Below are 24,520 nucleotides of genomic sequence, written 5' to 3'. Positions count from 1 at the left end.
GTTATGACGGATGAGGAAATCGACAAGCTGACGAATGACGAACTCAGTGTAGCCGTAGCCGCGCACGTGTTCGGCTGGGTCTGGAATGACGCGTGGAAATGTCTGGCTCCGCCGAACTATCCGACGCCGGAGGTGCTGCGCCGAAACTGGACCTACGACTCCGATGGGTCGGTAACGATACCGCACGAACGCATTGCGGGAACGGAGGGCGTATCAATGGCGATGGATGGAACGCCGAAGGTGCCCCGGTTCGCCACCAGCATCGCGGCGGCGTGGGAGGCTGCAAAGCACACTGTCGCGACCGTGCGCAACCCGCATGCGGGCGGCATGACTTCCTTTGCGATCCACCTGAACCCCTACACGAACACATGGGTCGCCAAGTTCGATTGGAGTAACGGCGACCGCGTAGAGGCGTGGCACGCGCTGGAATCGACTGCTATCGCCCGCGCCGCCCTCAAGGCCCACTACCGGAAGGCAGGCACCTAAATGGGCAACATCACCAGCGCCGACTACCGCGCCCACATGGCCCGCATGGGCCGGGACGTGACGCCAGCGGCCCCGCGATGCCCGGTGGGTCCGGTGGTCCTGCCGTACCCGCCATCGACAAACAACCTGTACGCCACCGTGCGGGGCCGTCGCGTATTGACGGCAGACGGTCGCCAGTTCAAGGCGCAGGCGGCAGCAATGGCACGAGCGGCGGGCCTGCGTCCCATCCCCAAGGGGCAGGACGTGACAGTGAGCATCGACGTGTACCGCCCGCGCCGCGCCGGGGATTTGGACAACGCGCTAAAGAGCACGCTCGATTCATTGAAGGGCGTGGCGTGGGACGACGACGCGCAGGTGTCGGTGATTCACGCGCGGCGGTTCGAGGATAAGGATCGACCACGGGTGGAGATAACGGTCAGCACGCCTACGGGCGGGAAAGCGAGCGAGTGATGAAGCACGGTTTTAGGCCAATCCTTACGGGTGACGCACGACGGTCTGCGGAGCAATGCCGTCGCGCCGATCAGTTACGCATGGAGCGTGTGGACATCGAGGTTCGCGGCAACGTCTGCTACATGACCGCCGACGCGCTGGAGCGGCTGAAGCGGCTGAAGCGATTGCCACCGCCATCCCCGCGCGAGAGTGTCGCGCCGTGGGACCTATCCGGCCTCACCGTCGTCGTTGCGCCATGGCTCCCACGATTCGAGCGGCGGAAGTCGCCACGGCGGTTGCGGTGGGAGCAGCGCGTGCGCGAGGCCAAGCATCGAGAGGCGGTCGACCGCATGAGGCGGGGTGCGGAGACGCTGCGCCTGTTGGCGCCCTTGCCGGTCCCGAAGGATGACGAATTTCCAATCCGCCCGATGCTCTCGGCCAAGCGCAACAACCATTATGGCGATCCGCTGTTCTACGGGTTCGCACGGTGACGGTCAGCACGCCCCACGCGGGCGGGAAGGATGGTGGGTGATGGCACGCGACGCGGCATTAGTGAAGGGCGAGCATCACTACATCTTCCGGTGGGACTCAGGCGGCGAGTCGGCCATCCTCGAAGCGCTGGTCGAGTTAGTGAAGAACCCCGAACTGAACTTTGATCGGTTCGACGCCGCGGTGGTCAGTCACAAAGTCGGCCAAGTGCTGAAGGAAGAACTCAAACAGTACCTTCCCAAGTCATGACCGCCCCCGTTGACGCCCCTTCACCGGGGCTTGCGGGGGGCGGGGGAGGGCTTCGGGGTTTTGGCGTCTTCGTCTTTGTGCATGTCGGGCGTCCAATGCTTATCGACGTACGGCTGCAATAGGTCTTCCACGATGCGAGACAGGTCTTTGCCCGTAGCGTCGGCCAACTCGCCCGCCTTGCGCTTCAGTTCCTTTGGCAGCGTGAGGTTGGCCTTCTCGCGATTCAGCTTCCGTCGTCCCATGCGGTTGATCGTATCCATGCGTAAACAATACGCCAATTATCCCCTTGACGCAAACGATAATTGGCGTATATTAGGCGTATGGAAACATTGCAGATTACGCGAGAGCAATGGAAGACCTGTGTGGTGGTGCCCTGCTACGAGGTTTCTGATGGGGGCCGGGTTCGCGATGCAAAAAGCCATCGGGTTCTGCGCAGCTGGACAACTAGAAAGGGGTACGCTCGCATCACGGTCCAAAAGGGACTTGCTTGCCCCAAGAACTACGTGGTTCATCGTCTTGTGGCATTGACGTTTCTCGGGGACGCCGGACCAGATATGCAGGTAGCGCATCTCAACGGTTGCCCAGGCGACAACCGTTTGCAAAACCTGAGATGGGTGACACCTTCAGAAAACCAACTGCACCGAGAAATGCATGGCACTAGTTGGCACAGGCAGGACCGGCGAACGAAGTTTGACCAAGAGACCGTGGGTTTAATTCGAAAGGAAATGCTCAACGGCGGTTCCGTCTCGGCGATTGCCGCCAAGTATTGCGTCACAACTTACACGGTTTGGAAAATTCATCAGGGTTGCACGCGGAGGACCGGGGATGAGAACAAGGCGTTATCGATGGATTGTATCGACGCCCTGATTTCGGCTTGCGAGCAACGGTTTGCGCCACCCAAAGATGGCGAGGACGATAATGCGCCTCTGGCAGATGTCACGTACACCATGATCCGGAGCGCCCGAACTGCGCTAAACACGCTGCGAATTCTGCACTAACACGCTGCTATTTTTGGCCCACCGGTCGGGCGTCGGGCTTTAAAAGGAAAGCGAGGATGAGCGGATGCAAATATGCCCCAAGGACTGCAAGCCGTGCATTGACGACCTGTGCCGTGGCAGTGGGGACTGCATTCGGACCGGCGAAAGCATGCTCGATAAATGCGTGATGTGCGGGAAGACCTTCAGCGACGAGTACGGCATCGAATGCGGCTGTGAACCGGATGAGCCGACGTACTACGACGACGAGGATTAACCCCCGCCCACTGGCCAGACGCGTCGGCGGGTGGGATGGGCCGGAAGGCCCGTGGAATCCTGTGAAGCCACAGTGCTGTTGTGAGTGGATCGGGATTGATGGCGACGACTGCCGTAAGTCGTGTGCAGCGGTAGCTCAATCGGCAGAGCGGGTTCGTGAAGGGGTGGCTATAGACGCCCGTCACGCACAAGTCGGTGTGGGTTCGACTCCCACCCCTGCATTGAAGTAGCCCGCGTCGGCGGCGTGGGATGGGCCAGAGAGGATGGAACATGGACAGCATGAAGCAAATGAACCTTGGCGAGTTGATCGATGCGCTGGCGGGCGAGGATGGCACCGATAGTGTCTACTTTGACTTCGCGTACTTCCGCCCCGATGGCGTCCACAGCTGGCGCGGCATCTACTCCGAACTGGCCATCGGCTACACCAGTGAACTCAAGCCCGGCCGCGAAATCGTCACTGTGGGCGAACTGCTCGCCGTGCTGCGAGCAGCGGACGGTGGCGTGTTCGATGGTTACAAGGGCGGCGAGTACACGATGTGGCGCGATACGGCGGTCTGGGTGTCGAATCACGATGAGGCGGCAACAACTGCAATCGTCGGTGTCGAGCAGCTGGCTGGGTCTGTCGTGTTGCGGACGTGGCAGGTTCGTTAGCACCCGCGATCCCCCTGCATTGACCGCACGCCCCGCCGTTGGGGCATTAACTGAGGAAGGTGGATGGGATGAGCGAGATGGCCGATGGCAAAACGAGGATCGCAAGTAGCACATGCCTAATCGGCATTGGTGTCGGCGATGAAGTCTTGGACGAAGACGGGCGACGGGTCCGCGTTGAGGCGTTCCACCTGACCCCTAACGGGGCAGCCGACACATCACTCGTATGCCTGATCGTTGGCCGCGTGCTGACGGGGCACAACGCCGGCGGAAGAATGCAGGCTACATCGACTCGCTTTCGCCCGGTGCCGGAAAACGCTTACCGAGAGTTCTACCCGTCAAGCGTGTTCTTCGATGACGACGCCAAGGCGGAAGGCCGCTAGGTCACCGGTCGTGGGGCGTTGGGACGAGTGCGAGAGAGGAAGAAAAATGATGCGTAGAAAACTGGTCACAAAAACAACGGGCGCGAGAGGCGAGGCTTTGAAGGCCGACGATTTCGTCATCGCGCTGGTCGACAGGCTTATCAAGACGGAAAGGAGGTTAGAGGAGGTCCAGAGGCAGCTTGACGAACACATGGAGATGATCTCGGAGATACAACCAAAGCTGACGCCGGAAGGCTTCGTGACGTTACGCGCGATGAACGTGGACAAGGCCGAAGAAACGATCGTCACCATCATCCCGGCAATCACTCAAAAGGAGCAGCAATGAAGAAGTCCAAGAAGTCGCGGCAGACCAATAAATTGCCGCAGAAGATTTACGGTCACTGGCACGAAGAGGGCACGAGTGACCAGTTCCTGCGTACCGACGAATGCCCCGAATGCCTAGTGGAGAACGGGGAAACACTGAAGGTTGGCGTTTACGAATTGGTGGGCTATGCGGAGGTGAAAAACGCCACGCAGGTAACAGCTCTGGATGGCAGCAAGTGACCGTGCCCCGCCTTTCGATGGAGAACGTCGGATGGCGGTTTAACTTTGCCCCGCTGCGTGGCGGGCGTCGGTGGGGGTGGGACGTGAAGGGAGATGGAGATGAGGCTGACGAGGCGAGAGAAGTCAGTGCTGGGCGTACTGCAATCGTCTGATCGTGCGCGCGTCGGCAGGATGGATGACGGCTGGTGGATTCTTAGCCCCGACTACGAAGCCAAGTTGCCCTTGAACTTCATCTCGCGGATGCAGGATCGTGGCCTAATCAATCATCCTCGCGACGCACGTGGTTGTACGCAATGGGGCGAGTACCGAATCACCAACGAAGGGCGCGCAGCGATCGCCCCACCCGCCCCCACGCGCGGGCGATGACCAAGGGAGACGATGATGGCAGAGACGACGACACGATGCGATTTCGATTGCCCTGGATGTGGCGAGCCGACGCCGGAACTGCGTGAAGGGTACTGCCCCGAATGCCTTGAGTCGCGACAGTACGAACTTGACTTACATAACGCACGCTTTGACCGGTGGGAATCTTTGACAGATGCGGAACGGTGGGCAGAAATTCGTTCCGCGATTTGAACTGCGCCCAAGCACGGAGCCCCCGACCATGCCACACACCCCGACCCCCGGCGAGCGTATCGCCGCCGACTTTTCGGCCAACAAGCGCCACCTGTCCGACGCCGAGCAACGGTGGCTGGCGGGGAGGATTGATGGGGAGGCGCTACAGCCTCGCGTCTGGCCGTGGATGCTCGCCTGCTTTGGCGCAGAGATATCCAGCAACCGCCAGGAGCGTGGCCATCGGTTCATCGAAGAGGCGTTGGAACTGGTACAGGCCGGTGGTGTGACGCGCGAGGAAGTGCTGTTGCTGGTGGATTACGTTTACGGGCGACCCATCGGCGAACTGCGGCAGGAGGTTGGCGGCGTGATGGTGACGCTCGCGGCGCTCTGTCTCGCGCACGACGTGGACATGCACGAATGTGGCGAGGTCGAGTTGGCTCGCATCTGGACGAAGGTGGAAAAGATCAGGGCGAAGCGGGCAACGAAGCTGGCCTATTCGCCATTGCCGGGATCAGCCATTACCCCTACAGAGCAACCATGAAGAAGGACGCGAACGAAGCGGCGGAGACGATCGAAGTTATCCGCATCCACCGCTGCCCATGCGGCGGGGAAATGATGGAGTGGAGTGCGGCCCAATGTTTCGGCGGCGACGCAGACGCGGGTGTGGTGCTGCGTTGTCCCCGCTGTCGTCACACGCGGTCGCTGATCGCCGCCAACAAGCCCCGCTAACCCCCGGCACCCCCGGACGCGGGGAGAGGAGTAGGAGAGAGATGGGACAGACAGATAGCCGCATCGCGTTCGTCGGCCACATCAAACTACCCGACGTGACTTGCACCGAAGAGGTGTGGCAGAAGTGCGAGGATGACGCGGAGGCGATGGCACGGCGCACGCGGGACAAGATGAACGAAGGGGATGCACAGCAGTTGCGGTGGTGTATCAGCCGCATTGACGACATCGAGTCCCGGTACGTGAAGGTCATTGGATTTTTTAGGTGACCCCCAACCGCCCCGCCGTAGCAGGCGGGGCGACAGAGAGAGGAACGAGGATGGCAGAGGACACGAACGCAATGCCGGTAAACCCAAACGACGGCCCATGGCTGGTCTGGTCGAATGAACATAACGCGTGGTGGCGGCCGGAATGGAAGGGCTACACGCAGCAGGTCCGCGACGCCGGGCGATACGGGTTGGCAGAGGCCCGCCAAATCTGTGATGGGCCACCAATGAACCCGCGCAGGTGGACCGCCGGGGAGTACCACGGCACGCCGGACGAAGTGATGGTGCCAAGCCCTGAAATGCTGTCGGCACTCGCCAAGCCCCAAGGCTAACCCCGCCCGGCCAGACCCCGGAGAGGAAGGACGAAGACGATGGCAAAGCAGACGACGGCAAAACAGGTGGCCCGCCAGAGAGAACGCGAGCGGGTGGCAGCATAGACGCGGGGCTGGATGGACCTGATCCTTAACGGCGTTAGCCGGTCGCGCCCCGTGAGGCGCAGTGACTCGCTCCCCGCCCCGCGTGCGAAGCGACCCACGAAAGGAACGTGATGCGAGACCTGATCGAAAGGTACCGGGCGATGCCGAGGCGCGAACAGGAACGGTTTGCTGCCCTTGTTATACGTGCCATCAAGACGCATTGGGATGACGCAGCCACCGAGGCAGAGCAAGCCGCTAAAGATGCCGCCACAAGGGGAAACGTGCAGCGGGTGATTGATAACGATCATGCGCGTGAGCGTTATGACCACGCTTCGCAAATGATCGGTCGCGTCCCGTACTCTGTCATCACCGCCGCCCTTGTTGCCCACGACCTTGCCACCCCTACGGAGTCCCCCCGATGAGCAACGCGACCCCTGACAACCCGGCGGGCGTGGAGGTGGGCAACCGCTGGTGCCGTTGGTTCGGCCACCGTTGGACTAGCCTGGTCGATAACTATCGCGTGGTCGAACGGCGCAGCACGATCAACCATGACGAGCACTGGATCAAGATCGGCTACACCGCCACCTGTGACCGCGTGGGACGCAGGTGTCGTCGGTGCGGATGCGAAGAGATGTTCCAGACCGTCCAACCCGGAGCGAACCATGAGCAACCCTAGTCCCCGCATCGGCGATTTCTGGATCCACGACGGCCGTCGCGTGTTCATCGTGAGCGGATCATACAAGGGCGACAACGGCTGCATCTCGAATCACTGGACGTTCCGCGATGCCGTCACGGGGCAGAGGGGCGGCGCGTACGACAACAACCTCGCCAAGTTCCACGCGGATCCGGACGGCGGCAACGTGTTCGATGAATACCTGCGGTTGCAAAGAGCGACTAAGAAAGAGGCGAGCAACCCTAACGACGTGCCCGCGTGGGCCGTAGAGGCGGCAGACGAGATTGTGGGCGACCGCATCTCCGCAGCGTACGACGCGGCGTGGAAGGGCAAGGCGAGAACGCCGGTACAGAGCCGGGACCGCATTGCGTCGATCATTGCCAGCCACGCGCCGAAGCCCCCGCGACTACCCGACGGCCACGAACCCGACGCCGACACCGTCGCCTACTACGAACGCGAGGTTGAAAATGGGAACATCCCCTAACAACCCAACAGAGGCACCGATGCCCGCGAATGAGAACAAGAGCGACGTGTACCCGACCGAGCCGGAAGTGTTCGACTATCGCGGTGTCGAGTACCTCCTATGGCAGAACGACCCGAACTGGTGGGTCGCAAACGTCAGCGTCGGTGGCGAGTTCCACGGTGCCACCCGCCAAGGCGTCGAAAGCTTGGCGAGAGAACAGATTGACGACGTGATGGATCAGGACAACTCGGAGTAGTTCGCCCTGCGCCCGACAGCCCCCTACCGGAGAACCCCGATGCCCGATGAGACGACGCCCGCCGAACGTGTGCTGGGCTGTGACTGTGCCCGTTGCGTAGAGGTGGAACGCAATGCCTCGCTCGCGATGCCGCCCCGGATGTTGGTCTGCCCCACATGCGGCAACAAGCGGTGTCCCCGCGCGACGGCGCACTGGCTGGCCTGCACCGGGAGCAATGAACCAGGGCAGGCGGGATCGGACTACGGGCCGGAAGAACATCGGCCCGCACCCCTTGTGTCTGCCCCAGCCGAACCAACGCCGGTTGTGTCTGACGAACGCGATACGACCGGACACGAGGTGCGGCACGGGGCGGCGGGGGAGTCCGTGCCGCCGGTGAAAGTTCTTCACTGCCCGATTGAACACAGCTTTTATGCAGAGAGGCGTTCGTCGCGCGGCGATCGCGGAACCTGTGCGAGGTGCGGCAAGTCCAAAGAAGAACACTTCTACGACCAGAAGGCCGATGCCGCTCCATCCTCGCCAGCGGGCAACCTCTACGCCCGTCGCGACATCGAAGAGTTGGGCGAACTGTACGTGGCACACGTCCATGCCATGACGCGCGAAGGGCTACACGCCAAGGGCGACATCGCCGCCGAACTGGCGCACCGGGACGCCCGCGCCACCCGTGCCGAGGCCGAACGGGACGTGGCACGGGCAGAGGTGGAACGGTTGAGGGAGTCAGTCCGAGTCCGCGACGCCGAACTGCTGCGCATCCGTACGACGCAGGCCGGGGCCGCGCACCAGTTGGAAAACGTGAAGTTCGCCCTTGGCGTCCGACGCTCGGAGGAACAGACGGAACCGGCGCACATGGTGGCGCAGAGGTTGAGGGGGGCGGTGGAATGGTACGCGGAGCCCCGCAACTACCTGCCTGCTGCGCCAGACACGTCCACCGACTCCTACGCTAACCTGTGCAGTGTGGACGGGTACGACGCAACGGGAATGCCCGGCGCTCGCGCCCGCGCCGCCCTTGCCCCAGCCACGCCCACCACGGAAGAGAAGGGAGCGTGAACCATGATTAGCGAACGCTATTGCAAGCGATGCGGCGAGGATGGCGCGATACAGTTCATCTGCTGCGAACGGTGCAACACGGAATTCTGTGGCGACTGCGGCACCGTAGACGAACGGCTAGAGCATCGGTGCCAAGAATGCCTAGATGCTGGCGCGGTCGAAATGGCGGCTCACACGGGCGAGCCTGGCCGGTTCCCGCCATTGAGCCGCGTTCTGCCATGTATGCGGAAATGGTATCTGTCCGAGGTCGTCACGCCTAGCCTGATGGGGCACCGATGATCGCCCGCCTCCTCTTCCTCTTCCGCCCCCGCCGCGAGCCGTGGCGCTACGTCCGTTGCTACGTGTGGCACCGGGACGGGGTAAGGGTGGAGGACGTGCTGTGGTGCGACTGGTGACTTGTGTATCGCGTACTTGACCCTACGGCGTAGCGTAAAGCGGCCGGGCATCGCCGGGCGGGAAGGGTAGGATGACGATTATGGCGATTGACTATCCCGCGCCGTTTGACTTAGTTGAGGAAGAACCGACACAGACCTACATGCGGCCCCGGCTGTGGCTGGAGTTCGGGTCGGACGAAACCCGCGATGCCTACCTTCGATCCCTTCTCGCCGGCGCGCCGCTTTATGATGGCGGGCTACTTGTGACCTTCCCAGGTACGACTTTCCACCCGTCCTATCCACGCCGGATATTGCTGGTCGCCCCATGACCCACCCCCTCCGCGCCGTCCTCCGCACCGTCCCCCAGGGCCGCACCGCCTACGACGTGCTGGCGTGCGGGCATCACGCGCCATGGCCGCTAGAGAGGCCGTACAACCCGGCTGGCGGGCACTACAAGCGGCGCAGGTGTCGGGAGTGCCCGGTGGAGGTGCCGGTAAGGGGGAGGCAGAGGGGGAGGCTGAGGGCGCCGGCGTCAAAAACGTAACGGTTACGGATTTGAGGTGGGATGACAAACGGCGCCCGGCGCCCGTGGCTCGCACGACGCGGGGCGATTACTGGTTCAAGGGGTTCCGGGCGGGTCGGATGGGGCTGGGATTGCGGGGGACGCTGGACGAGAACCACTTCCTCGCGCAGAATCGCACCATGGCTAAGCGGCGCAAGGTGGGGAAGAGTTCGCTTGAAGCACCGATGAACAGCTGTCTCTTGCTCTGTGACGACGTGTTGCGGAGCACGATACGGGGCAAGCACATCCTTCAGGGCGTCATCGGGGGCGTACAATTATTGCAGCTGCCAGCGATCATTGGTCCGTATGTAGCGTATATACGGTGGTCGAATGTGTACGGGGGTCAAAAGATCAAGCTAAACTTCCGCAACGAGGATGACGATGTTATCTTTGGAATGGAGGCAAAATCACCCGCCAAGAGTGATCCGCTTGAGACGCACACGCTGATCATCAGAATTCCCCCATTTGAAATCACGACCCCCGGAAGGTACCTTTTCAGTGCCGAGCACGGCGGATCGCCGTTTGCCCAGACGACTATTGTGATCAAAGGGCCTAAAGTTGGGGAACTGCCATGAACACAATGCTCCTACACAACGCCGCGTGTGAAACTTTCTCGGAGGATGCCGTGATCCTCGTTGAGACCGAGTTTACTGCGCACCGCCAAGAGCGGACTAAAGAGCCGACCCTGCGGCAGGTGAAGGACCGGTTGAAGGCCAACCGTGCCGACGCGATGCGCAAGGCCCAGGCCAACGCCGCAAAGCTGATCAACCGCGCCCAAATTTGAGCCAGCAGCGTTGCGGGGGAACACACCACCCAAACCAATCGCCATCAAACCCAGGCATGGGCTAATTGTCTGGTGGGACGATTGTCCGCCCTTGGACGGCGACACCGACAAGCGCCGGCCGATCATCGTCGTCGATCCCGATCCTGAGGCGGACGGAACCTCGATCGTCATCGCGTGCTCTGCCACGGCTGGCCCGCGCGAGGCCGATAGCGTTCCGATGCCGAACAGGTCCACTGAGCCGCAGTGCTCAACGGGATTGCCCCGGCCCTGCTCGGCGATCCCGCGGTGGTTCCTGCCGATCGCCAATGAGAAACTGGTTACCTGTGAGTACTCGGGCACGCTCGGCGGCGCAAAGCTGAAGAAGGTGTTGCTGGCGTACGAAGCAAGAGTGAACGCTGCCCTTTAACCCCTACCACGCCCGAAGGGGCAGCCGCTGCTGAGGATTGCGAGTTAAGTCACTGCCACGCCACCTATTACGCGAAAGAGGCGACCTTATAAGGGGTCGCCTCTTGGCCTCTTGGCGTTGTGCTACCATTAGTTGATGGACATCGCGTATTATTCCCCCCGGATGGACGTTGACAAGAATATTCGGGAAGTGGCGGGCCAGCGGCGGGTAAACCTGCTGCTGTGTCTGGTGGCGGGCGGGATTGGAATTGCGGCCTTCGTGTCGTGGTATAAGTTCGCCATCAGCCTGCACATGATGTACGTGTTCGTTGCCGGGGCCGTCGCCCTTGTCATCCTGAGCTGGATCAACGAGCGTCGCCTGTGGCAATCCATTTCCGAGCGGCGTAGCCACGGCTTCGCGGTCGAAACGAAAGGCAAAGATGCGTAGGCGCGGCTTCACCCTCACCGAGTTGCTTGTCGTTATCAGCCTGATCGTGATTCTGATCGCGCTGGCCCTGCCGGCGTTCAACTTCATCACGGGCAACCGCAGCGTGGATGCCGGGCAGAACATCGTCGGCGCCTTGCTCGGTCGCGCCCGCAGCGAGGCGATTAACCAGCAACGGACGATGGGCGTTGCGTTCTACTTCGACCGCGACAACGAACGCACGGCAATGGCGATCGTCTCAGGTGACGCGACAAGTGGCGAATCAGACTACCACCAGTGGACGACGACTGCCGCGGCCGGTCAGACCGTCAGTTATGCCGCCGGGCAAATGGTCTACTACGCAGGATGGGACACGGGCAACGCGGGCGGCGCGATGGGCAATGATGCTGATGAGGCGAGCGTGGGCAATGCGCCTGACTCCGCGACAGGTGCGGCACGCCCCGTCGATCGCAAGTTCGTCACGCGCCGCTACATCGCGCGAGTGGATATTCCCAGCAGCACGACAGGAAACGCCCCGCCGAACCCGCCGGCGGTCCAGAACACGTTTTGGGAGGAAGCCCCGCCCCTCACGCTTGAACTGTTTGACGCGGATATTGAGTACCTTCAGCCGGGCATCGGACTTCAGCTGGTCAACGATCCGCAGGGCGTGGTGACGAACAACGATCGGTTCCTGAGAACCGGAATCGTCCTGTTCAACACCAACGGCCAGCTATCGACGGACAGCTACGCGATCCAGGCCGGTACGCCCCTTGGCGACCTGATCGGCTTGTCTACCGGACAACGCATTCCTCGCAATCCCGATCCCGTGTTCCCCGGCGTCCAGAGCCCACGGCTGCAAGGTCACACGGCCGTCATGATGTACGAGCGTGAGCCGTTCTTAAACGCACCCGGCACAGAGGAAGACACGCGCTATCCGATCGGCCCATACGCTGCCACGCCCGCCGCCGATGAACTGACTGAGGAGAACTGGCTATCCGACAACGGCCTGCTGCTGCTCGTCAACCGCTACAACGGCACGCTGACGCGCAGCGAGTAGCATTACTCTTGATAGAGGAAGCCGCCGGCCACATTGAACTTTATCACCGCTAACGGGTCGCCAGCTTGGATACCGTAGCTGTAGTCGTAATTGTTAGCATTGAGCGTGTTGGGTGTCGGGAACGGCGGTGACGGCCACGCGGGCTGCGTCATCGACGTGTCGCCGTACACGGGCCCTAGGTATCCGTTGTAGTTCAGCGTTGACGGCTTAGATACTATGTCGCCCTCATCGATATGGTCGCCCAAAGCAAACCAGAATCCAGGCAGCACTTCCGCGTCATACATGCCGTAGTTATCGTAAACTGTGTTACTGATGTTACCGACTGAATCGATCTCTCCTATCCGAGAGTTGGAGGAGTAGATCTGCGCCTCAAATGAACCATGCCCGGCGATGTGTGGCGGCTTCAACGCCTTCATGAACGGATACTTGAACGTGGATATCGTGCTTGCGCCTACCCTCGCGGAGTTGAATGACGTCTTAGGCAGGCAGGTGAGTCGCCCAACTTTGATCGGTCGGTCGCTCGGGAAGTCTGCCGTACTATTGAAGAGACTCGTAGCGCTCGACCTCACTGCCGTAAAGTCACTGTCGACAAAGTCGCCTGTCGGCCCGCTGGCAAGCGGCGGCGATCCTCTGCGACCGCTACGCGACGGCGGCGATACCGGCAGCGTCCAATCGACTACGCCGAACGTCCACACCATCACATTTAGAGCGGTACGCAGATCGTTAAGGATGTGCGCGCCCCAGTAGTCGCCCGTCTGGATGAGGCCGAATCCTTCGATGTGGTCCGGATCGATCGCCTCTGGTGTTTCAACCCACACGCCGCCGATGCGGGTGTAGTATTTCCCCGATAGTGGTCGTTCCGCCAGCAGTGTTGAACCGGTCGCCTCAAATCGTGCGACCCACCCTTCCGAGCCGGTGTCGGAAAGCGATTGAATCGTGCGGGCATAGACTCGCCGCCAGCCTATCGGACTGCTCGCCCCTGGCGTCGGCGGAAACGGTCTACTCGTGCCACCGGGGAGCGAACTGGTACGAGGCTGGCCGACGTCGTGGGGTCCAACCCAGTTAAACGGGTCGACCATCTGGCTATCCCATGTGTCGATGCCGGTGCGCCCGGTGTAGTCGATTTCCTCCCCTTCGTCGTCGTGGGCAATGACCCAATACGCCTTCATGTTGTTAATGCGAATCTGTAGCGCCTTCCACCATGCCATGGTGTCAGCGCCGGACGCCGGGTAGAGCGGGTCAACTGGTGCCCACGGGGTGAGGCTAAGAGCGCGCTCGTATGGGCTATTGTTGCCACCGCTGTACCGCATCCGTTCGGCGGCGGCGTCGGCGAACATCTGCGCAACCTGCTGATCCTGTACCGCGAGATGCGCGTCATCCTCAGTCCAAACGTGATTCCAGTCGGGGATTGGCATTACGGGAACCTCAGGTAGTCGATGCCCAGCGTGCCCGGGCTAAGAGTGTCGATGACTTGAACTACCTTGTAACGGCCCGTGCCGGAAGGCAGGCTGCCCCCGCCCCCCCTCGGAACAATCACGATCTTCTTCCCCGCATCGTTCGTGTCGACGAGCCAGCCGAGCACGTACGGCGCGGGGCTGAACGTCGTCACGCTGTTGGACGACTGCGCCGCGTCGCTCATGAGCCAGACGATCGTATCGTCGGCGGTGGCGAACGTGCCGAGGTTCGCTTCGGCAAGGGCGCCGGTGGCCTCAAGGTTGATGACCATGTCACTCATGCGACCGTTGTAGCGGCCCACGCCGGTTGCCGCAGACGTGAGTTTCACCAGCACGATGTCGCGCCGCGGAAAGGGATCGTCCCCCGCCACCTGTCCGACGTGGAACGGCGGCCCGTTGCCGTTGGCATGTTCGGCCAGTTCGTTCGTGATGTGGGTCGACGCGAGCCCGGGGCCGCGTTTGGCGATGTTGGCTTGTTTGTACATGGCTATGCGTAGGGGTCGGTGAACCCGAAGATCGTCTCGAAGTTCGTCGTCTGGTACGGGCCGACGCGGACGAATCCCTTGTTGCTCGTGTCGGGGGTCGCGGTCGGGTAGATGATGCCGTAGCTGTAGGCGAGCGCAAGGGCAGCCGTCCGGTCTGCAGATGCGATGGGGATGTAACGGCCGGTCTGTTGATTCCTGAGCACGCCCCACTCGGACCAGTCCCCGTACGCGCGCGAGACGGCCATCGCGTTGTACGTATAGGTGCCCTCTTGCTTGTTGATTTCGCTGGCGTACCGGTCCAGGCGCCAGTGCCCCGCCGCCTTGCCCGCCCACGTCCCCGCGTTCACCATGCCGACGCTCCCCTGGTACGTGTTGGGGGAACCGTAGGCGAGGCCGGAAATCGAAATGGCACGAATGGGAATGCCGAAGCTGAAGGTGATGTTGTCGGCCGGTACCTTTTCGGTGGCCTCGGATGGGTTCTGCCAGTTGACCCGGATCGGCACGAACGTGCCGGGGATGAGGTTCGTTTCCACCTGCTGAAGAAAGGCGTCGTCGCGGACGATGTAGGCCGTGGGGATCAGCCCGAACTCGTTGCTGTACTCGAGGTCCACATATGCCCGTCGCCATCGCGTCAGTGACGGCCGCACGATCGTTCGGCGCAGGAACATCGATGGCTGGCCGGGCAACGCGTCCTTCAACTGCGGCATCCCGGTCACAGAGAGCACCTTGATCAGGGCTTCGGGATCGTTGCCGCTGGCAAGGTCGATGTCGTCAACGATGGCCGTGCGAATCAGGCGCGTGCCCACGCCGTCGACCGCTTCCAGACTGGACCCTCGGACCGTGTCTATCTTCAGTGTGGGCATGGTTTAGTTCTTCACAAGGTTGGTGAGGTAATTGCCGATGCCGGTGACCAGCGAGGAAATCGCCTCGTCCGAAAGTTGGACGGTGACCGCATCGCCCGCAGGCTTGGCTGCCGTGCCGAGTTCGTTCTTCGCGTCGGCGATCGTCCGCAGCACGCTGGCCGGATCTTCCACGTCGTGGGCGTTGCTGGTGTCGAACAGACGCAGGTCACGTTGTTCGCCACGGAAGCCGCGCAGGTAGTCGTCGCGCGTCTGGTCGAGTTGGCCGATGCCCAGCTCCCTCACCCGCTCCGCCTCCGCCCCCCTTCCCGCGCGCCTCAACCCCAATTCTTCTTCCCGCGTCGACGCCACGATCCCCGCGGCCTGCGCCCCGAGCGGGTCGCGGTTGCGTATCGCCGCCTGCTGGCGTTCTCGCCCCGTCAGGTTAATCCCCAGCGATTGGGTTTGGTCGGCGTCCTGCTGCAGGATCATCCGCCGTCGTTGCTCGCCGAACATGCGGGCACGCATGGCGTCGGGCGAGTACCACGGACGATTACCCACCTCGGCGTCGATCTGCCCCTGGTTCTCACGTAGCTGGGCCGCCAGCGGGTTGCGGTTGAGCCGGAGCGCCCCCGCCTCGTAGTCGGCGCGGCCCAACGTGTTCTGCCGGCGCTGCTGCTCGTTGACGAGGGAGAATCCTTCGTTGCGCGCGGCCACGGCCTGCCGATAGGCGTCGCTGTTGCGGTCCATGCCGCGGGTCGTGGCTTGGAACTGCGTACTGACGTCCAACAGCGCCGCGGCGGCACCAAAGCCCCGGCGGGTCAGTCGGGAGGCGTCGACCCGCCCGTAGAATTGCATCGCCGCCCTATCCACCTCCCCCACTGCCACCTTGATGGCCTCCTCGCGGGCCTTCCGGATTGCGTCCAGCGCACCCTCCCCGCCCGGCGCCGTGCGGTTCTTCGCCGCCTCGCGCACCTGTTCATCGAACTGCTGATTAACTCGAGCCTCTGCAGCCTGGCGCGTGAAGCCGGTCCGTTGCAAGGCCGATGCGTCGGTGCCCTGGTCGAACCGTCGGGCGATGGCATTGTTGGATCGCCGTTCGGTACGGTCCAACGCCTGCATCTCGAGCGGCGCGTCTTGATCGCCACGGGGCCGCCTGCGTTCCAGCAGTTCGCGTTGCACGCTGTACGTGGATTGGCCGCGCGACGATGCGTCGAGAGCGAAGTTACGGTCGCCCCGCTCGATGGCCAGCTGTCGGATCTCAAACGCGGCTTGGTCATTGCCTTCGGCGGCCTGTCGCTGAAGTTCGCTCCGCCGCGCGAGCAGGTCGTCGCGCTTCTGTGCCTGCTCGCGCGACAGCAGCACCTGCCGGCCCGGTGGCGTGATCTCATTCAGTTGGATCGAGACTTCCGACAGTTGGTCGCCAGCCGTGTTCACCACGGCCCGGCGTCGTTGTTCGATCTCGAGCCGTCGGCGTGCCGTGTCACCGAGGTCGAACGTGGCCCGACGCTCGGCGGCCTCGCCACGCGAACGACGCAGGGCCGTCAACTCATCCCCCGCCTGCGCCGAAGCGAGTCGATCCTGAATCTGCTGCTCGGTCGCCTGCCCCGTCAGACGGTCGAGGAACCCGCGACCTTCCGCCAGCGCCCCACCGATCAGCGGAATGCCGCGCAGCACCTGCTCGCCAGACCGGCGGGCCGCCAACTGGCCTTGAATGCTAAACCGATCGGCGCCGCGGCCGGTGTCAAACAGGACGTTGCTAGACGCGAAAAGCGTCTCGGCGATCTGAGCACCCGCCCCAACGGCGGCGACCCTGCCCAAGTTCTCCTGCGTCAGGAAACGCCCGAATCCCCGCTGCGCCTGCAGCGCATCCTCCCGCCGCTTCAACCGCGTGAACTCTGGCAACAGTGGATCGTTCGGCGCCGGCGGCTGCCCGCCCGGGCCCACCTGCTCTAACCGCTCTCGCACCCGCTTTAGCTGCTGGCGCGGGGATAGATCGGCAATCGTGGCATCAAAGAACTGCGCGTTGCGCCGGATGTCGCGGCGATCGAACAACGCAGCCGGGTTGCCCGCCAGGTCCGGACCTGCGCTCCGTCGCGTGGGCGCACCGTCTGCCCCCACTCTCACCGTCGGTCGCGCGTTCTGGACGCGGGTTACCTGGGCCTCGACCTTCGACAACTCGGCGCGTGCCTGCCCGGCATCCACCGCCACGGGGATGGGTCGCGGCTGCGGTCCGAACTCCCGGCGTCGACCGGTGAAGGCGGGTAGCCCCCGCGGGTCAGCCAGTTCCGCCGGCTCCTGCGGCCGCTGCGGGCCGCGCAACCATTCGGACTGCCGGGGATCCACAGGACGGATGTACCGCGACGCCAATTCGGGCGTCATCCGCCCGCCGATGCTCTCCCTGGCCCGCAGCGTGTCCGGGTCCATGCCGAACTGTGCAGCGCGCTGGGCCGTTTCCCGTCGCCATGCGTCGCCGTCCCACGGGGGGGACGGCGGATTCCATTCGGGTGGGCGATTCTCCGGGCCCAGCATCCGTTCGACCGGCAGGAACCGTCCCTGCGCGTCACGCGCCCTTTGCGGGCGGGCAACGAATCGCCCGGTGGCCGGATCGCGCCGGGCGGGCTCGCGTTCTGCGCGGCGCGGCGGTGCGGCCACCGGGCGTGGCGCAGGCGGCACGTCTTCGGGCAACGCCTCGGTGGCGCGCTGTGGGCGGTCGGCCCTGTCCGGTTCAATCGCAGCTCGCTGGCGGCGACGCGCAGGGCGCGCGGACGGGGCCGGGGGCACGTCTTCCGGCAACGCCTCTGCCTCCACCACGGGCTGCCGACGGCGCCGACGCGGCACTGCCGTTGGTTCAACTGTCGCAGTCCTCCGTCGCTCGGCATTGGCGATGCCCAACTCGCGCGGGTCGTCGTACTGGGTCGCCAAACGTCGGAGGGCCGGGTCATCGCTCTGGCGGGCATACTCGACCGCCCGGCGCACGTCCGGCATCTGGGTACGGCGCGACCGGACGGGTTCGACCACCTCGGCTACGCGTTCGACGATCTCGCGGGCCACGCTGGCACGGGTGATGGGCTCGCCGCCCAACCGTGCCGCGACGCGGCCCTTGGCGACCTCGACCCGCTGTTTCAACGTGTTGAGGTCGACGCCACCCGTACCCTGCTGGATCGTCTCAAGGGTCGCCAGCATCACGGAGAACGTGTTGAACGTGGCGCGCAGCGAACGGTCGAACCGCTGCGCGAAGTCGGCGTTGAACTGCTGGGGCGCGTTCTGCCGGGGCGGGTCCGACCGCCGCGGTGGCGGGCCATCGTCGGGCGTGGCTGGCGTGTTACGGCCATCGCGGGGCGGTCGACGGCCGCCGTTCTCGCCCGCCTCGGAACCGGTCCGCAGCGGCACGTTGACGCCCTTGGCGGCATCCTCGCGCAGCTCCGCCAGGTCCGACCGGACGTCGGCGGAGTCGGAGACGAACTTGAGTTCGTAGACGTGTTGCTGTTCTGCCATTACAGGTTCTCCGCCACGCGGGCCGGGAGGGACGGGGCGACCTCATTGAACTGCTGCTCGCCGTGGGGACGGGGGGCCATGCGCGTCACGCCGCCCACCTTCGTGCCTTCCGCGAACCAGAGCCCCCGGATGTCGTCGGTGAACACGGTGCCCTCTACGCGGTCACCGTCGACCGCCACCTCTTGCTGCCACGAATCCCGGTAGACCCCGCGTTCCTTCCTTGGAGCCTCGCCGGGGAGACTCCTTACCACCATCACGCCACCACGCGGTCCCTGCGCGTATCCGACCGGCACCGAGACGGCCTCGCGCACGCCCTCATAAACGTCAGCGACGGCGGGACGGATTGCCCGTTCCGCCGCCGCGTTGACGTCCGCCATGATGTTCTCGACGAAATCCTCATTCATCGTCGTCGTCCTCGTCTTCCGGTGGGATCTCACCGCACGCCCGTTCGATGGCGGCGATCGCCTCGTCGCGTTTAGCCGTCGCCTCATCGTCCATCTTGTCGAGCCGTTGCTTGGTTCCCGTCGCCAACAGCGCTCGCAGGCTCAGCACCCGTTCGGCACCGCTGGCCATGCGTAGGAACTGAAGGAAGGTCAGGCGGCTTGGATCTGTGCCGTACTGGGCGGCGTAGAACCGGTCGAGGTCTGCGCCCCAGTCTCGGGCGAGGGAGTGGAGCCGGCGGTAGTAGGCCCGCCGGAAGGCGGTTTTGGGGCGCTGTCCCCCGCCTCCGGTTCAAATCCCCGTTCGGCTTGGCCTTCCAGTTCGGCGATCGTGGCGTCGGCCGACGACAGGTCGTCAGCCAGCCGGCGGAGGATCATCGGGTCGTTCCGCAGGGCGATGTCGATGTCCGCCTGTGGAACGCCCGACTTGGCCATGCACGTCTGGATGACGTGACGGATGCCCTCGGGCGTGACGAGTTCCTTCCACACGGCGTAGATGTCCACCGGAACGGGCGGGGTCAACGCGAGGAACTGAGCACGCTCGTGCTTGCTCATGCCCTCGGTGAACTCGTCGATCTGCCGTTGGCGCGACGACGCGACGCGCGCCTCGAACTCGGGCAGCAGGAACCGTTGGACCTGGTAGGTCCGCGCGCCATCAACGCGGACCGGCACCGGCGCCGAAGCGCCGGACGTGAAGTCGTACATAGGGGAAGCTCCGAAGGGGGAGGGAGGGGGAGGTGAGGCGGGGGAATCAAGTCAGACCGGATTACGGCGTGCCTTCGTCCCACGCGAACACCTGCGCGCCGTTGAGGCGGGCGGTGGCCTCGTTACCCTCACGGCGCGAGACGCCGGAATCGTCGCTGATCTGACTACTGGTAAAGGTGATCGTCCCGCTGATCGAACACCCGACGGCGAAGGTCTTCACGAACCCGCGGTTCTGGAAGTCCTCGATCGGATAAAACGGAGCAGTGGCGGCCGCCCCGTACTTCAACTGATACCGGACGGTCGCGCGGGTGATCGGCGTACCGAGCGAGAAATCGCCGCCCGATGCTTCGTTCGCGTAGACGTTCTCGTTCTCCTCGCTCGCCTCCTGGCGGAATGTGACGCCGCGGACGATGTTGGCGTACGACACGGGCGTGCCGCCGCCGCCCTCCTCGGTCAAGGTGAAGTCGGCCTCGCCGGTCGTGGCGCGAATGGGGGTAAGTGCCATGGTGATGCTCCTCTAATTTGTTACTGGGTCGTCGAACGGGGATGGTGGACTACTCGGCGGCTGTGTCGCCCTTGGTCGCGTCGGCCACCGGCTGCGCGTTGGGGTCGATGTCGGGGACGCCCTCAAGCTTCCGAGCCTTGGGCGTCTTGACCTTGGCGTTGAGGGACGACGTCTTGAGGGCGGCGGTCGTCGCGGCAACCTCTTCGGCCGTGCTGGCGAACGGGCCGTAGAACTTCACGTTCTCGTCCGTCTGGCCGCGGAACAACGGCAGCGGCGCGATGAACGTCGTGTGATGACGCACTTCCTCTTCGGTGGCGTCGGGCTTGCTGTACATGAAACCGACGCGGCGTTGGCCGCCGGCTGGCAACGTGACGATGGCGGCCCATCGGGTATTCCGGGGCATAGTGGACTCCTGGTTGTGAGAGGGGCAGTTAATCGGGCAGCGTCGCGCTGCCTTCGATGATGAAGTTGGCAGTGATGACGATGCGGGTCAGTTCGACCGCGACGCCGTTCATCGTCTCTTTGATTCGTTGCGTGCGACGGTAGGTCATGCGGCCCAGGCCGTCGATGACCTTCGGGCCAAGGCCCGCGACCGCGGCCATCGCGTGCGTCTCGATTTGGTCGCGGATTGCGTCGTCGATCGGCGACTGCGCGTTGGCGTCGTAGAGCAGTTCGACGTTGACCTCGGCCTGGCGGCGCACGTCATCAGTCAGTTCGACATCCGCCTCGGCCTGATACGTCTCCGGCGTCGGGAAGATGTCGCCGCTGTCGCTGTTGCCCGTGCGCACTTGAATGACGGGGAACCCGCCGGGCGGGCCGAGCGTGAGGCGGATGATCCGCGACGTGCGATTGTCCTTCAGCACGCGGACCTGCGCGCCAGGCAGCACGCTGGCCAGCGTCGCCACGAGGGGCGCGCTATCGCCGACGGCAGCGTAAATGGCCTGTACAAGTTCGCTACGGTACGTGCGGGGCATCACCAACCTCCGCTGCTGAATTCGCCACCGCGAGAACGGCACCCGCCACGCCGATCGATTTCGGGGAACTGAAACACCCCCACTGTGCTCGCGACCACCGGCACCCGGTCGGCCACCAGCACGCGGGCACCCGACTTCACCAACGCCAGCTCCGCCCCCACGCGTTCGCGTAGCACGCCCATCATCTTGTCGATATCCGCCGGGTTGCCGCCGCCGAACACCATGCGATGATCGTTGAGCCTAGCCGCCACGTCCCAATCGGATAACGAGTTGAAGTAGCGTTTCGTCTCGTGCGTGTCGGGAAGGTCCGGCAGCGCCACGTCATCGACCGTGATCGGCACCACGTAGACGCCGCCGCGCATCGACACGTTGAAGTAGGCGTCGCTGTCGAGCCCGTCACGGCGCACGCGGGTCGCGTCTATCGTCCCATCGCCGTTCGGGCTGATGATCGACAGGTTCTGCTGCCGCACGAAGTCGGCGACGCTCGCGAGCGTGCCGTAGTGCCAGTCGGTATCCTCAATCCCCTCCGCCGCCGTCGTGTCGATCGGTTCAATCGCCATTAGTCCTCCACCGCAACAAACGAGTGACCCCGAATCGCGTTCACGCCATCGCGTTGCGCCCAAACGTAGTACGTCAACCCCGCGTCCAGCAGGAACGTCGCCTCGCCCGCACTGTCGGTCTGCAGCGTGCCGGCGATGACGTTGGCGCCCGCCGCATCGCTCGTAATCCAGACGTCGGCGTCGGCCAGGGGTGCGCCGTCCACGGTCAGGGGAATGGTCACCAACGATGCGCCAGGCCCGCGCAGGTCGGGGGCAGCATCGATCCCATCCGCCGCCGCCTTCGCATCCACCGCTGCGACGCGCGCGGCCTCAGCGGTCGTTTCCATCGCGAGGCCGGTAAGGTCGATCTCCCCCACCGCGTCGAACGTGTTGGAGGCGATGGTTCGCGCACCTTCCGCGGCCGTGTACGTCAGCGCCAGCGTGCCGCCCGTGCGTTCGATGTCGGCGCGGATGGCGGCGACGAGCGACAGTTCGTCCACGTTGCTGTTGCCGATGGCGCCGACGAGCATGTTGACCAGCATCTGGCCGTCGCCCTCGTCGAGCAGGTGACCTTCGATGATCTCGCCACCCGTATGCCATGCCGCGGCCGTCAGCGTCATCGCGTCACCGGGTCGTGCAGCCGCGTCGGCGCTGTCCTTGGCCTCTACCGCCTTGGCGTAGGCGTCGCCGGTCTGCGGCTGCACGACGCCAGGGATGCGGGTCAGCAACGTGTCCAGGTCCGACTGAACCGCCAGATCAGCGTACGTCAGGTCCGCCGACAGCGCGTCGATGATCCGCACGCTCAGCCCCTCGTAGCCGATCTGCGTCAGGTGGTTGCGGTCGCCCGTGCCCGCGTACCAGCCGTTCGCTCGCATGACGGTGAAGTCAGCCAGTTGCGACAGGTCCACCACGTCGGTCTGCGGGTTGGCGTCGGCCACGCCCTGCGCGGCGGTGCGGTACGTGATGACCTCGGCATCGTCGGGAGCACTGATCGCGTGCGACGGCATCACGAGGGTGTAAAGCTCCGACAGTGGCCAGCCGTTCAGCGTCCAGATCGCCCGCACGCGGTTGATGATCGCCTGGAGGTTGTCGGCGTAGGCCGCGGGACTGTCGCCGGTCGCGTTCGGCGTCGGCCCCACGCTCGCACCCGTCTCGTTGCGGTCGTTGACGCCGGAGTTGATGACGATGACGACGTGTCGCTTGGACTGCGACGCCTGCAGCGCCCGCACCTCGCCGAAGTACTCCGTCAGCATCGCGTCCGACGCCGATTGGACGTCCAGCGCCAGCGTGCGGGTACTCTTGCCGCCCTTGAAGTCGAGCGTATGGAGGCTGGCCCCCGCCGTGCGGTCGGAACGGTAGACGCGCGTGGACAGGCCAAAGAACGGGCCGACCGCGTGGGCCTGCCCGTCGAGACGCCACCGCACCCCGAGGTTTAAGCCCTCTCGGTTCGCCGCCGCGAGCGACACCTCGGCCGTCGCCATGCCGACGGCGCCGGTGTTGGTCGAGATCGCCCCGCTGCCGTGGACCGCCAGCACAGTGAACGGCGACGATTCGAGGCGGAAGCCGGGCCGGAACGATCCGGCACCACCGTTGAACGTCCCGTAGCGCCAGCGGGCGATGAGCGGCCCCGACACGTCCAAGGGGGAGGTGGACGCGAGGATGACGCCGTTCTGGCCGGCGCTGAAGGTCGTTCCTGCCTCAACGTAGAAGTAATTGATCGGGTGCAGCCCAACGTCCGACACGTTGCCCAAGTCGATGTACTGATACAGCTCGGCCGGCGGCTTGGCATACTTCAAAAGCGCTTGACCGCTGAGCGACCCGCCCCACGCCAGTGCCACCGTTGCCGTCGTGTCGTTCGTGATCGAGACGATGCGACCGAACGAACCACTGCCGACACGTACGATCTGCCCGACCGACAGTTCGGTGGTGAACATCGTGCCGCTGCCGGCCAGCGTGAAGCCGTTGGCCGTGATTGAGCCGGTGCCCGTCAGTGCGGTCGACGGCAGGCTGAGCAGCGAGTTGCCGGTCTGCATGACTTGGGCGTTGAAGCCCACGCCCGACCCGCTGCTCATGTTTTCGTTCTGGTACATGGAGCCGGTGGCGTAGAGGCTGTACTTCAGGTTCAGCGCGTGCTGCCAGCCGTGGTCCCAGCCGTGCCCGCCGAACAGCCCGTTGCTGTCGGATAGCATCACGACATCCACGCGATTGGCGCGCATGGCGTTGAAGGCAGGGCGGGTTGCGTTGTTGTGGATGGCTGGCATGGATCGTCATTGCTCCGTCGTGCTGCTTAAACGCCGCCCACTTCCCCCGTCCCGACGCCCCCACTTGACGACCGTCGCCTTGGGGTCGATCCCTAAACGATCGCCCCGTTGACCTCGAACCCGAACGCCCGCATCTGCGGCAACGTCCGCATGTCGGTGCGGAAGAACCGCCAGCAGACGCCGCTGGCATCCGGCTTGAACCGGTTGTAGTCGCTGGCGATCTGCCGGCTGACCTGCGCGCCGGGCTCGCCCCAGTTGCGGCCCGTCGTGTAGATGCGACCGCCGATGATGTTGTTGCGCAGGATCGTGATGCGCCGCACGTCGATCGGGTAGGTGACGCCGGTCTCGTGATTGTTCGT

The 24,520-nt window shown here is 64.0% G+C and carries 39 protein-coding genes; 25 read left to right on the top strand and 14 right to left on the bottom strand.

Translation table 11 applies throughout. The features are described from left to right. Window positions 1–3: 3 nt before the first annotated feature. The 4 genes from VGN72_01260 (at window position 4) to VGN72_01245 (ending at window position 1,653) form a co-directional block, all read left to right on the top strand. Window positions 4–486, top strand: a complete 483-nt coding sequence (locus tag VGN72_01260; GenBank protein HEV7297964.1) for a hypothetical protein — start codon at window positions 4–6, stop codon at window positions 484–486. Then, window positions 487–936 carry a RusA family crossover junction endodeoxyribonuclease gene (locus VGN72_01255; GenBank protein HEV7297963.1) on the top strand — a complete coding sequence of 150 codons (450 nt, stop codon included), beginning with the start codon at window positions 487–489 and terminating at the stop codon, window positions 934–936. 80 nt (window positions 937–1,016) lie between these two features. Next, window positions 1,017–1,406 (top strand): hypothetical protein, encoded by a 390-nt coding sequence (locus tag VGN72_01250; GenBank protein ID HEV7297962.1) that lies wholly within the window; start codon window positions 1,017–1,019, stop codon window positions 1,404–1,406. Window positions 1,407–1,446: 40 nt separating this feature from the next. Beyond that, on the top strand, window positions 1,447–1,653 hold the full coding sequence (locus tag VGN72_01245) for a hypothetical protein (GenBank protein ID HEV7297961.1): 207 nt from the start codon (window positions 1,447–1,449) through the stop codon (window positions 1,651–1,653). A gap of 20 nt (window positions 1,654–1,673) precedes the next feature. Here VGN72_01245 and VGN72_01240 read toward each other — a convergent pair whose 3' ends face one another. Continuing rightward, on the bottom strand, window positions 1,674–1,913 hold the full coding sequence (locus VGN72_01240; protein ID HEV7297960.1) for a hypothetical protein: 240 nt from the start codon (window positions 1,911–1,913) through the stop codon (window positions 1,674–1,676). Window positions 1,914–1,973: 60 nt separating this feature from the next. Between VGN72_01240 and VGN72_01235 the strand changes: the two genes are divergently transcribed. From VGN72_01235 to VGN72_01135, 21 genes are all read left to right on the top strand, one after another. After that, on the top strand, window positions 1,974–2,651 hold the full coding sequence (locus VGN72_01235) for an HNH endonuclease signature motif containing protein (protein HEV7297959.1): 678 nt from the start codon (window positions 1,974–1,976) through the stop codon (window positions 2,649–2,651). 64 nt (window positions 2,652–2,715) lie between these two features. After that, window positions 2,716–2,904: a hypothetical protein gene (locus VGN72_01230; protein HEV7297958.1), complete on the top strand. Its 189-nt coding sequence runs from the start codon at window positions 2,716–2,718 to the stop codon at window positions 2,902–2,904. Window positions 2,905–3,173: 269 nt separating this feature from the next. After that, the gene (locus VGN72_01225) at window positions 3,174–3,554 is read left to right on the top strand and encodes a hypothetical protein (GenBank protein HEV7297957.1); all 381 of its coding nucleotides are present in this window, start codon (window positions 3,174–3,176) and stop codon (window positions 3,552–3,554) included. Window positions 3,555–3,622: 68 nt separating this feature from the next. Continuing rightward, window positions 3,623–3,934 carry a hypothetical protein gene (locus VGN72_01220; protein HEV7297956.1) on the top strand — a complete coding sequence of 104 codons (312 nt, stop codon included), beginning with the start codon at window positions 3,623–3,625 and terminating at the stop codon, window positions 3,932–3,934. 46 nt (window positions 3,935–3,980) lie between these two features. Next, window positions 3,981–4,259, top strand: a complete 279-nt coding sequence (locus VGN72_01215) for a hypothetical protein (protein ID HEV7297955.1) — start codon at window positions 3,981–3,983, stop codon at window positions 4,257–4,259. Then, window positions 4,256–4,477: a hypothetical protein gene (locus VGN72_01210; GenBank protein ID HEV7297954.1), complete on the top strand. Its 222-nt coding sequence runs from the start codon at window positions 4,256–4,258 to the stop codon at window positions 4,475–4,477. The genes VGN72_01215 and VGN72_01210 overlap by 4 nt, the downstream gene beginning before the upstream one ends. 604 nt (window positions 4,478–5,081) lie before the next feature. Beyond that, complete coding sequence (locus VGN72_01205; GenBank protein ID HEV7297953.1) at window positions 5,082–5,573, top strand: hypothetical protein; 492 nt, start codon at window positions 5,082–5,084, stop codon at window positions 5,571–5,573. After that, window positions 5,570–5,761 carry a hypothetical protein gene (locus tag VGN72_01200; protein ID HEV7297952.1) on the top strand — a complete coding sequence of 64 codons (192 nt, stop codon included), beginning with the start codon at window positions 5,570–5,572 and terminating at the stop codon, window positions 5,759–5,761. Before VGN72_01205 ends, VGN72_01200 begins: the two co-directional genes overlap by 4 nt. A 41-nt stretch (window positions 5,762–5,802) precedes the next feature. Continuing rightward, window positions 5,803–6,027, top strand: a complete 225-nt coding sequence (locus tag VGN72_01195) for a hypothetical protein (GenBank protein HEV7297951.1) — start codon at window positions 5,803–5,805, stop codon at window positions 6,025–6,027. A gap of 71 nt (window positions 6,028–6,098) precedes the next feature. Next, window positions 6,099–6,356: a hypothetical protein gene (locus tag VGN72_01190; protein ID HEV7297950.1), complete on the top strand. Its 258-nt coding sequence runs from the start codon at window positions 6,099–6,101 to the stop codon at window positions 6,354–6,356. A 215-nt stretch (window positions 6,357–6,571) separates the two neighbouring features. Further along, window positions 6,572–6,862, top strand: coding sequence for a hypothetical protein (locus VGN72_01185; protein HEV7297949.1), 291 nt, complete (start codon window positions 6,572–6,574; stop codon window positions 6,860–6,862). Next, window positions 6,859–7,116, top strand: coding sequence for a hypothetical protein (locus tag VGN72_01180; protein ID HEV7297948.1), 258 nt, complete (start codon window positions 6,859–6,861; stop codon window positions 7,114–7,116). The genes VGN72_01185 and VGN72_01180 overlap by 4 nt, the downstream gene beginning before the upstream one ends. Continuing rightward, window positions 7,103–7,597 (top strand): hypothetical protein, encoded by a 495-nt coding sequence (locus VGN72_01175; protein ID HEV7297947.1) that lies wholly within the window; start codon window positions 7,103–7,105, stop codon window positions 7,595–7,597. Before VGN72_01180 ends, VGN72_01175 begins: the two co-directional genes overlap by 14 nt. A gap of 19 nt (window positions 7,598–7,616) precedes the next feature. After that, on the top strand, window positions 7,617–7,832 hold the full coding sequence (locus VGN72_01170; GenBank protein ID HEV7297946.1) for a hypothetical protein: 216 nt from the start codon (window positions 7,617–7,619) through the stop codon (window positions 7,830–7,832). A 303-nt stretch (window positions 7,833–8,135) separates the two neighbouring features. Then, complete coding sequence (locus VGN72_01165; GenBank protein HEV7297945.1) at window positions 8,136–8,876, top strand: hypothetical protein; 741 nt, start codon at window positions 8,136–8,138, stop codon at window positions 8,874–8,876. Window positions 8,877–9,351: 475 nt separating this feature from the next. Next, entirely contained in the window at window positions 9,352–9,579 is a 228-nt protein-coding gene (locus VGN72_01160) for a hypothetical protein (protein HEV7297944.1), read from the top strand. A gap of 136 nt (window positions 9,580–9,715) precedes the next feature. After that, window positions 9,716–10,387, top strand: a complete 672-nt coding sequence (locus VGN72_01155; protein HEV7297943.1) for a hypothetical protein — start codon at window positions 9,716–9,718, stop codon at window positions 10,385–10,387. Further along, the gene (locus tag VGN72_01150; protein ID HEV7297942.1) at window positions 10,384–10,596 is read left to right on the top strand and encodes a hypothetical protein; all 213 of its coding nucleotides are present in this window, start codon (window positions 10,384–10,386) and stop codon (window positions 10,594–10,596) included. Before VGN72_01155 ends, VGN72_01150 begins: the two co-directional genes overlap by 4 nt. A 91-nt stretch (window positions 10,597–10,687) precedes the next feature. Further along, complete coding sequence (locus tag VGN72_01145) at window positions 10,688–11,002, top strand: hypothetical protein (protein ID HEV7297941.1); 315 nt, start codon at window positions 10,688–10,690, stop codon at window positions 11,000–11,002. A gap of 135 nt (window positions 11,003–11,137) precedes the next feature. Next, the gene (locus VGN72_01140; protein ID HEV7297940.1) at window positions 11,138–11,428 is read left to right on the top strand and encodes a hypothetical protein; all 291 of its coding nucleotides are present in this window, start codon (window positions 11,138–11,140) and stop codon (window positions 11,426–11,428) included. Continuing rightward, complete coding sequence (locus VGN72_01135) at window positions 11,421–12,461, top strand: prepilin-type N-terminal cleavage/methylation domain-containing protein (GenBank protein HEV7297939.1); 1,041 nt, start codon at window positions 11,421–11,423, stop codon at window positions 12,459–12,461. Before VGN72_01140 ends, VGN72_01135 begins: the two co-directional genes overlap by 8 nt. Before the next feature lie 2 nt (window positions 12,462–12,463). On the opposite strand, the gene VGN72_01130 is transcribed toward VGN72_01135, so the two are convergent. From VGN72_01130 to VGN72_01070, 13 genes are all read right to left on the bottom strand, one after another. Continuing rightward, entirely contained in the window at window positions 12,464–13,876 is a 1,413-nt protein-coding gene (locus tag VGN72_01130; protein HEV7297938.1) for a hypothetical protein, read from the bottom strand. Beyond that, on the bottom strand, window positions 13,876–14,400 hold the full coding sequence (locus VGN72_01125; protein HEV7297937.1) for a hypothetical protein: 525 nt from the start codon (window positions 14,398–14,400) through the stop codon (window positions 13,876–13,878). The genes VGN72_01130 and VGN72_01125 overlap by 1 nt, the downstream gene beginning before the upstream one ends. Window positions 14,401–14,402: 2 nt before the next feature. Beyond that, window positions 14,403–15,263, bottom strand: a complete 861-nt coding sequence (locus VGN72_01120; GenBank protein HEV7297936.1) for a hypothetical protein — start codon at window positions 15,261–15,263, stop codon at window positions 14,403–14,405. A gap of 3 nt (window positions 15,264–15,266) precedes the next feature. Further along, a complete protein-coding gene (locus VGN72_01115; protein ID HEV7297935.1) occupies window positions 15,267–18,737 on the bottom strand; it encodes a hypothetical protein in 3,471 nt (1,156 codons plus the stop codon). Continuing rightward, window positions 18,737–19,141: a hypothetical protein gene (locus tag VGN72_01110; protein HEV7297934.1), complete on the bottom strand. Its 405-nt coding sequence runs from the start codon at window positions 19,139–19,141 to the stop codon at window positions 18,737–18,739. Before VGN72_01110 ends, VGN72_01115 begins: the two co-directional genes overlap by 1 nt. Continuing rightward, entirely contained in the window at window positions 19,134–19,310 is a 177-nt protein-coding gene (locus VGN72_01105) for a hypothetical protein (protein HEV7297933.1), read from the bottom strand. Before VGN72_01105 ends, VGN72_01110 begins: the two co-directional genes overlap by 8 nt. A gap of 20 nt (window positions 19,311–19,330) precedes the next feature. After that, a complete protein-coding gene (locus VGN72_01100; protein HEV7297932.1) occupies window positions 19,331–19,882 on the bottom strand; it encodes a hypothetical protein in 552 nt (183 codons plus the stop codon). Between the two features lie 61 nt (window positions 19,883–19,943). Further along, the gene (locus VGN72_01095; GenBank protein ID HEV7297931.1) at window positions 19,944–20,387 is read right to left on the bottom strand and encodes a hypothetical protein; all 444 of its coding nucleotides are present in this window, start codon (window positions 20,385–20,387) and stop codon (window positions 19,944–19,946) included. A gap of 49 nt (window positions 20,388–20,436) precedes the next feature. After that, window positions 20,437–20,790, bottom strand: a complete 354-nt coding sequence (locus VGN72_01090) for a hypothetical protein (GenBank protein ID HEV7297930.1) — start codon at window positions 20,788–20,790, stop codon at window positions 20,437–20,439. A gap of 28 nt (window positions 20,791–20,818) precedes the next feature. Beyond that, entirely contained in the window at window positions 20,819–21,361 is a 543-nt protein-coding gene (locus VGN72_01085; protein ID HEV7297929.1) for a hypothetical protein, read from the bottom strand. Continuing rightward, window positions 21,361–21,921: a hypothetical protein gene (locus tag VGN72_01080; protein ID HEV7297928.1), complete on the bottom strand. Its 561-nt coding sequence runs from the start codon at window positions 21,919–21,921 to the stop codon at window positions 21,361–21,363. Before VGN72_01080 ends, VGN72_01085 begins: the two co-directional genes overlap by 1 nt. Next, window positions 21,921–24,161 (bottom strand): SGNH/GDSL hydrolase family protein, encoded by a 2,241-nt coding sequence (locus VGN72_01075; protein ID HEV7297927.1) that lies wholly within the window; start codon window positions 24,159–24,161, stop codon window positions 21,921–21,923. The genes VGN72_01080 and VGN72_01075 overlap by 1 nt, the downstream gene beginning before the upstream one ends. Before the next feature lie 92 nt (window positions 24,162–24,253). Then, the coding region (locus tag VGN72_01070) for a hypothetical protein (GenBank protein ID HEV7297926.1) at window positions 24,254–24,520 on the bottom strand (267 nt) is incomplete at its 5' end.

Source organism: Tepidisphaeraceae bacterium, from assembly GCA_035998445.1.
In the GTDB taxonomy this organism is placed as follows: Bacteria; Planctomycetota; Phycisphaerae; order Tepidisphaerales; family Tepidisphaeraceae; genus DASYHQ01.
The sequence above is the reverse complement of the archived record's forward strand: the minus strand, read 5'-3'. Positions and strand labels throughout refer to the sequence as shown.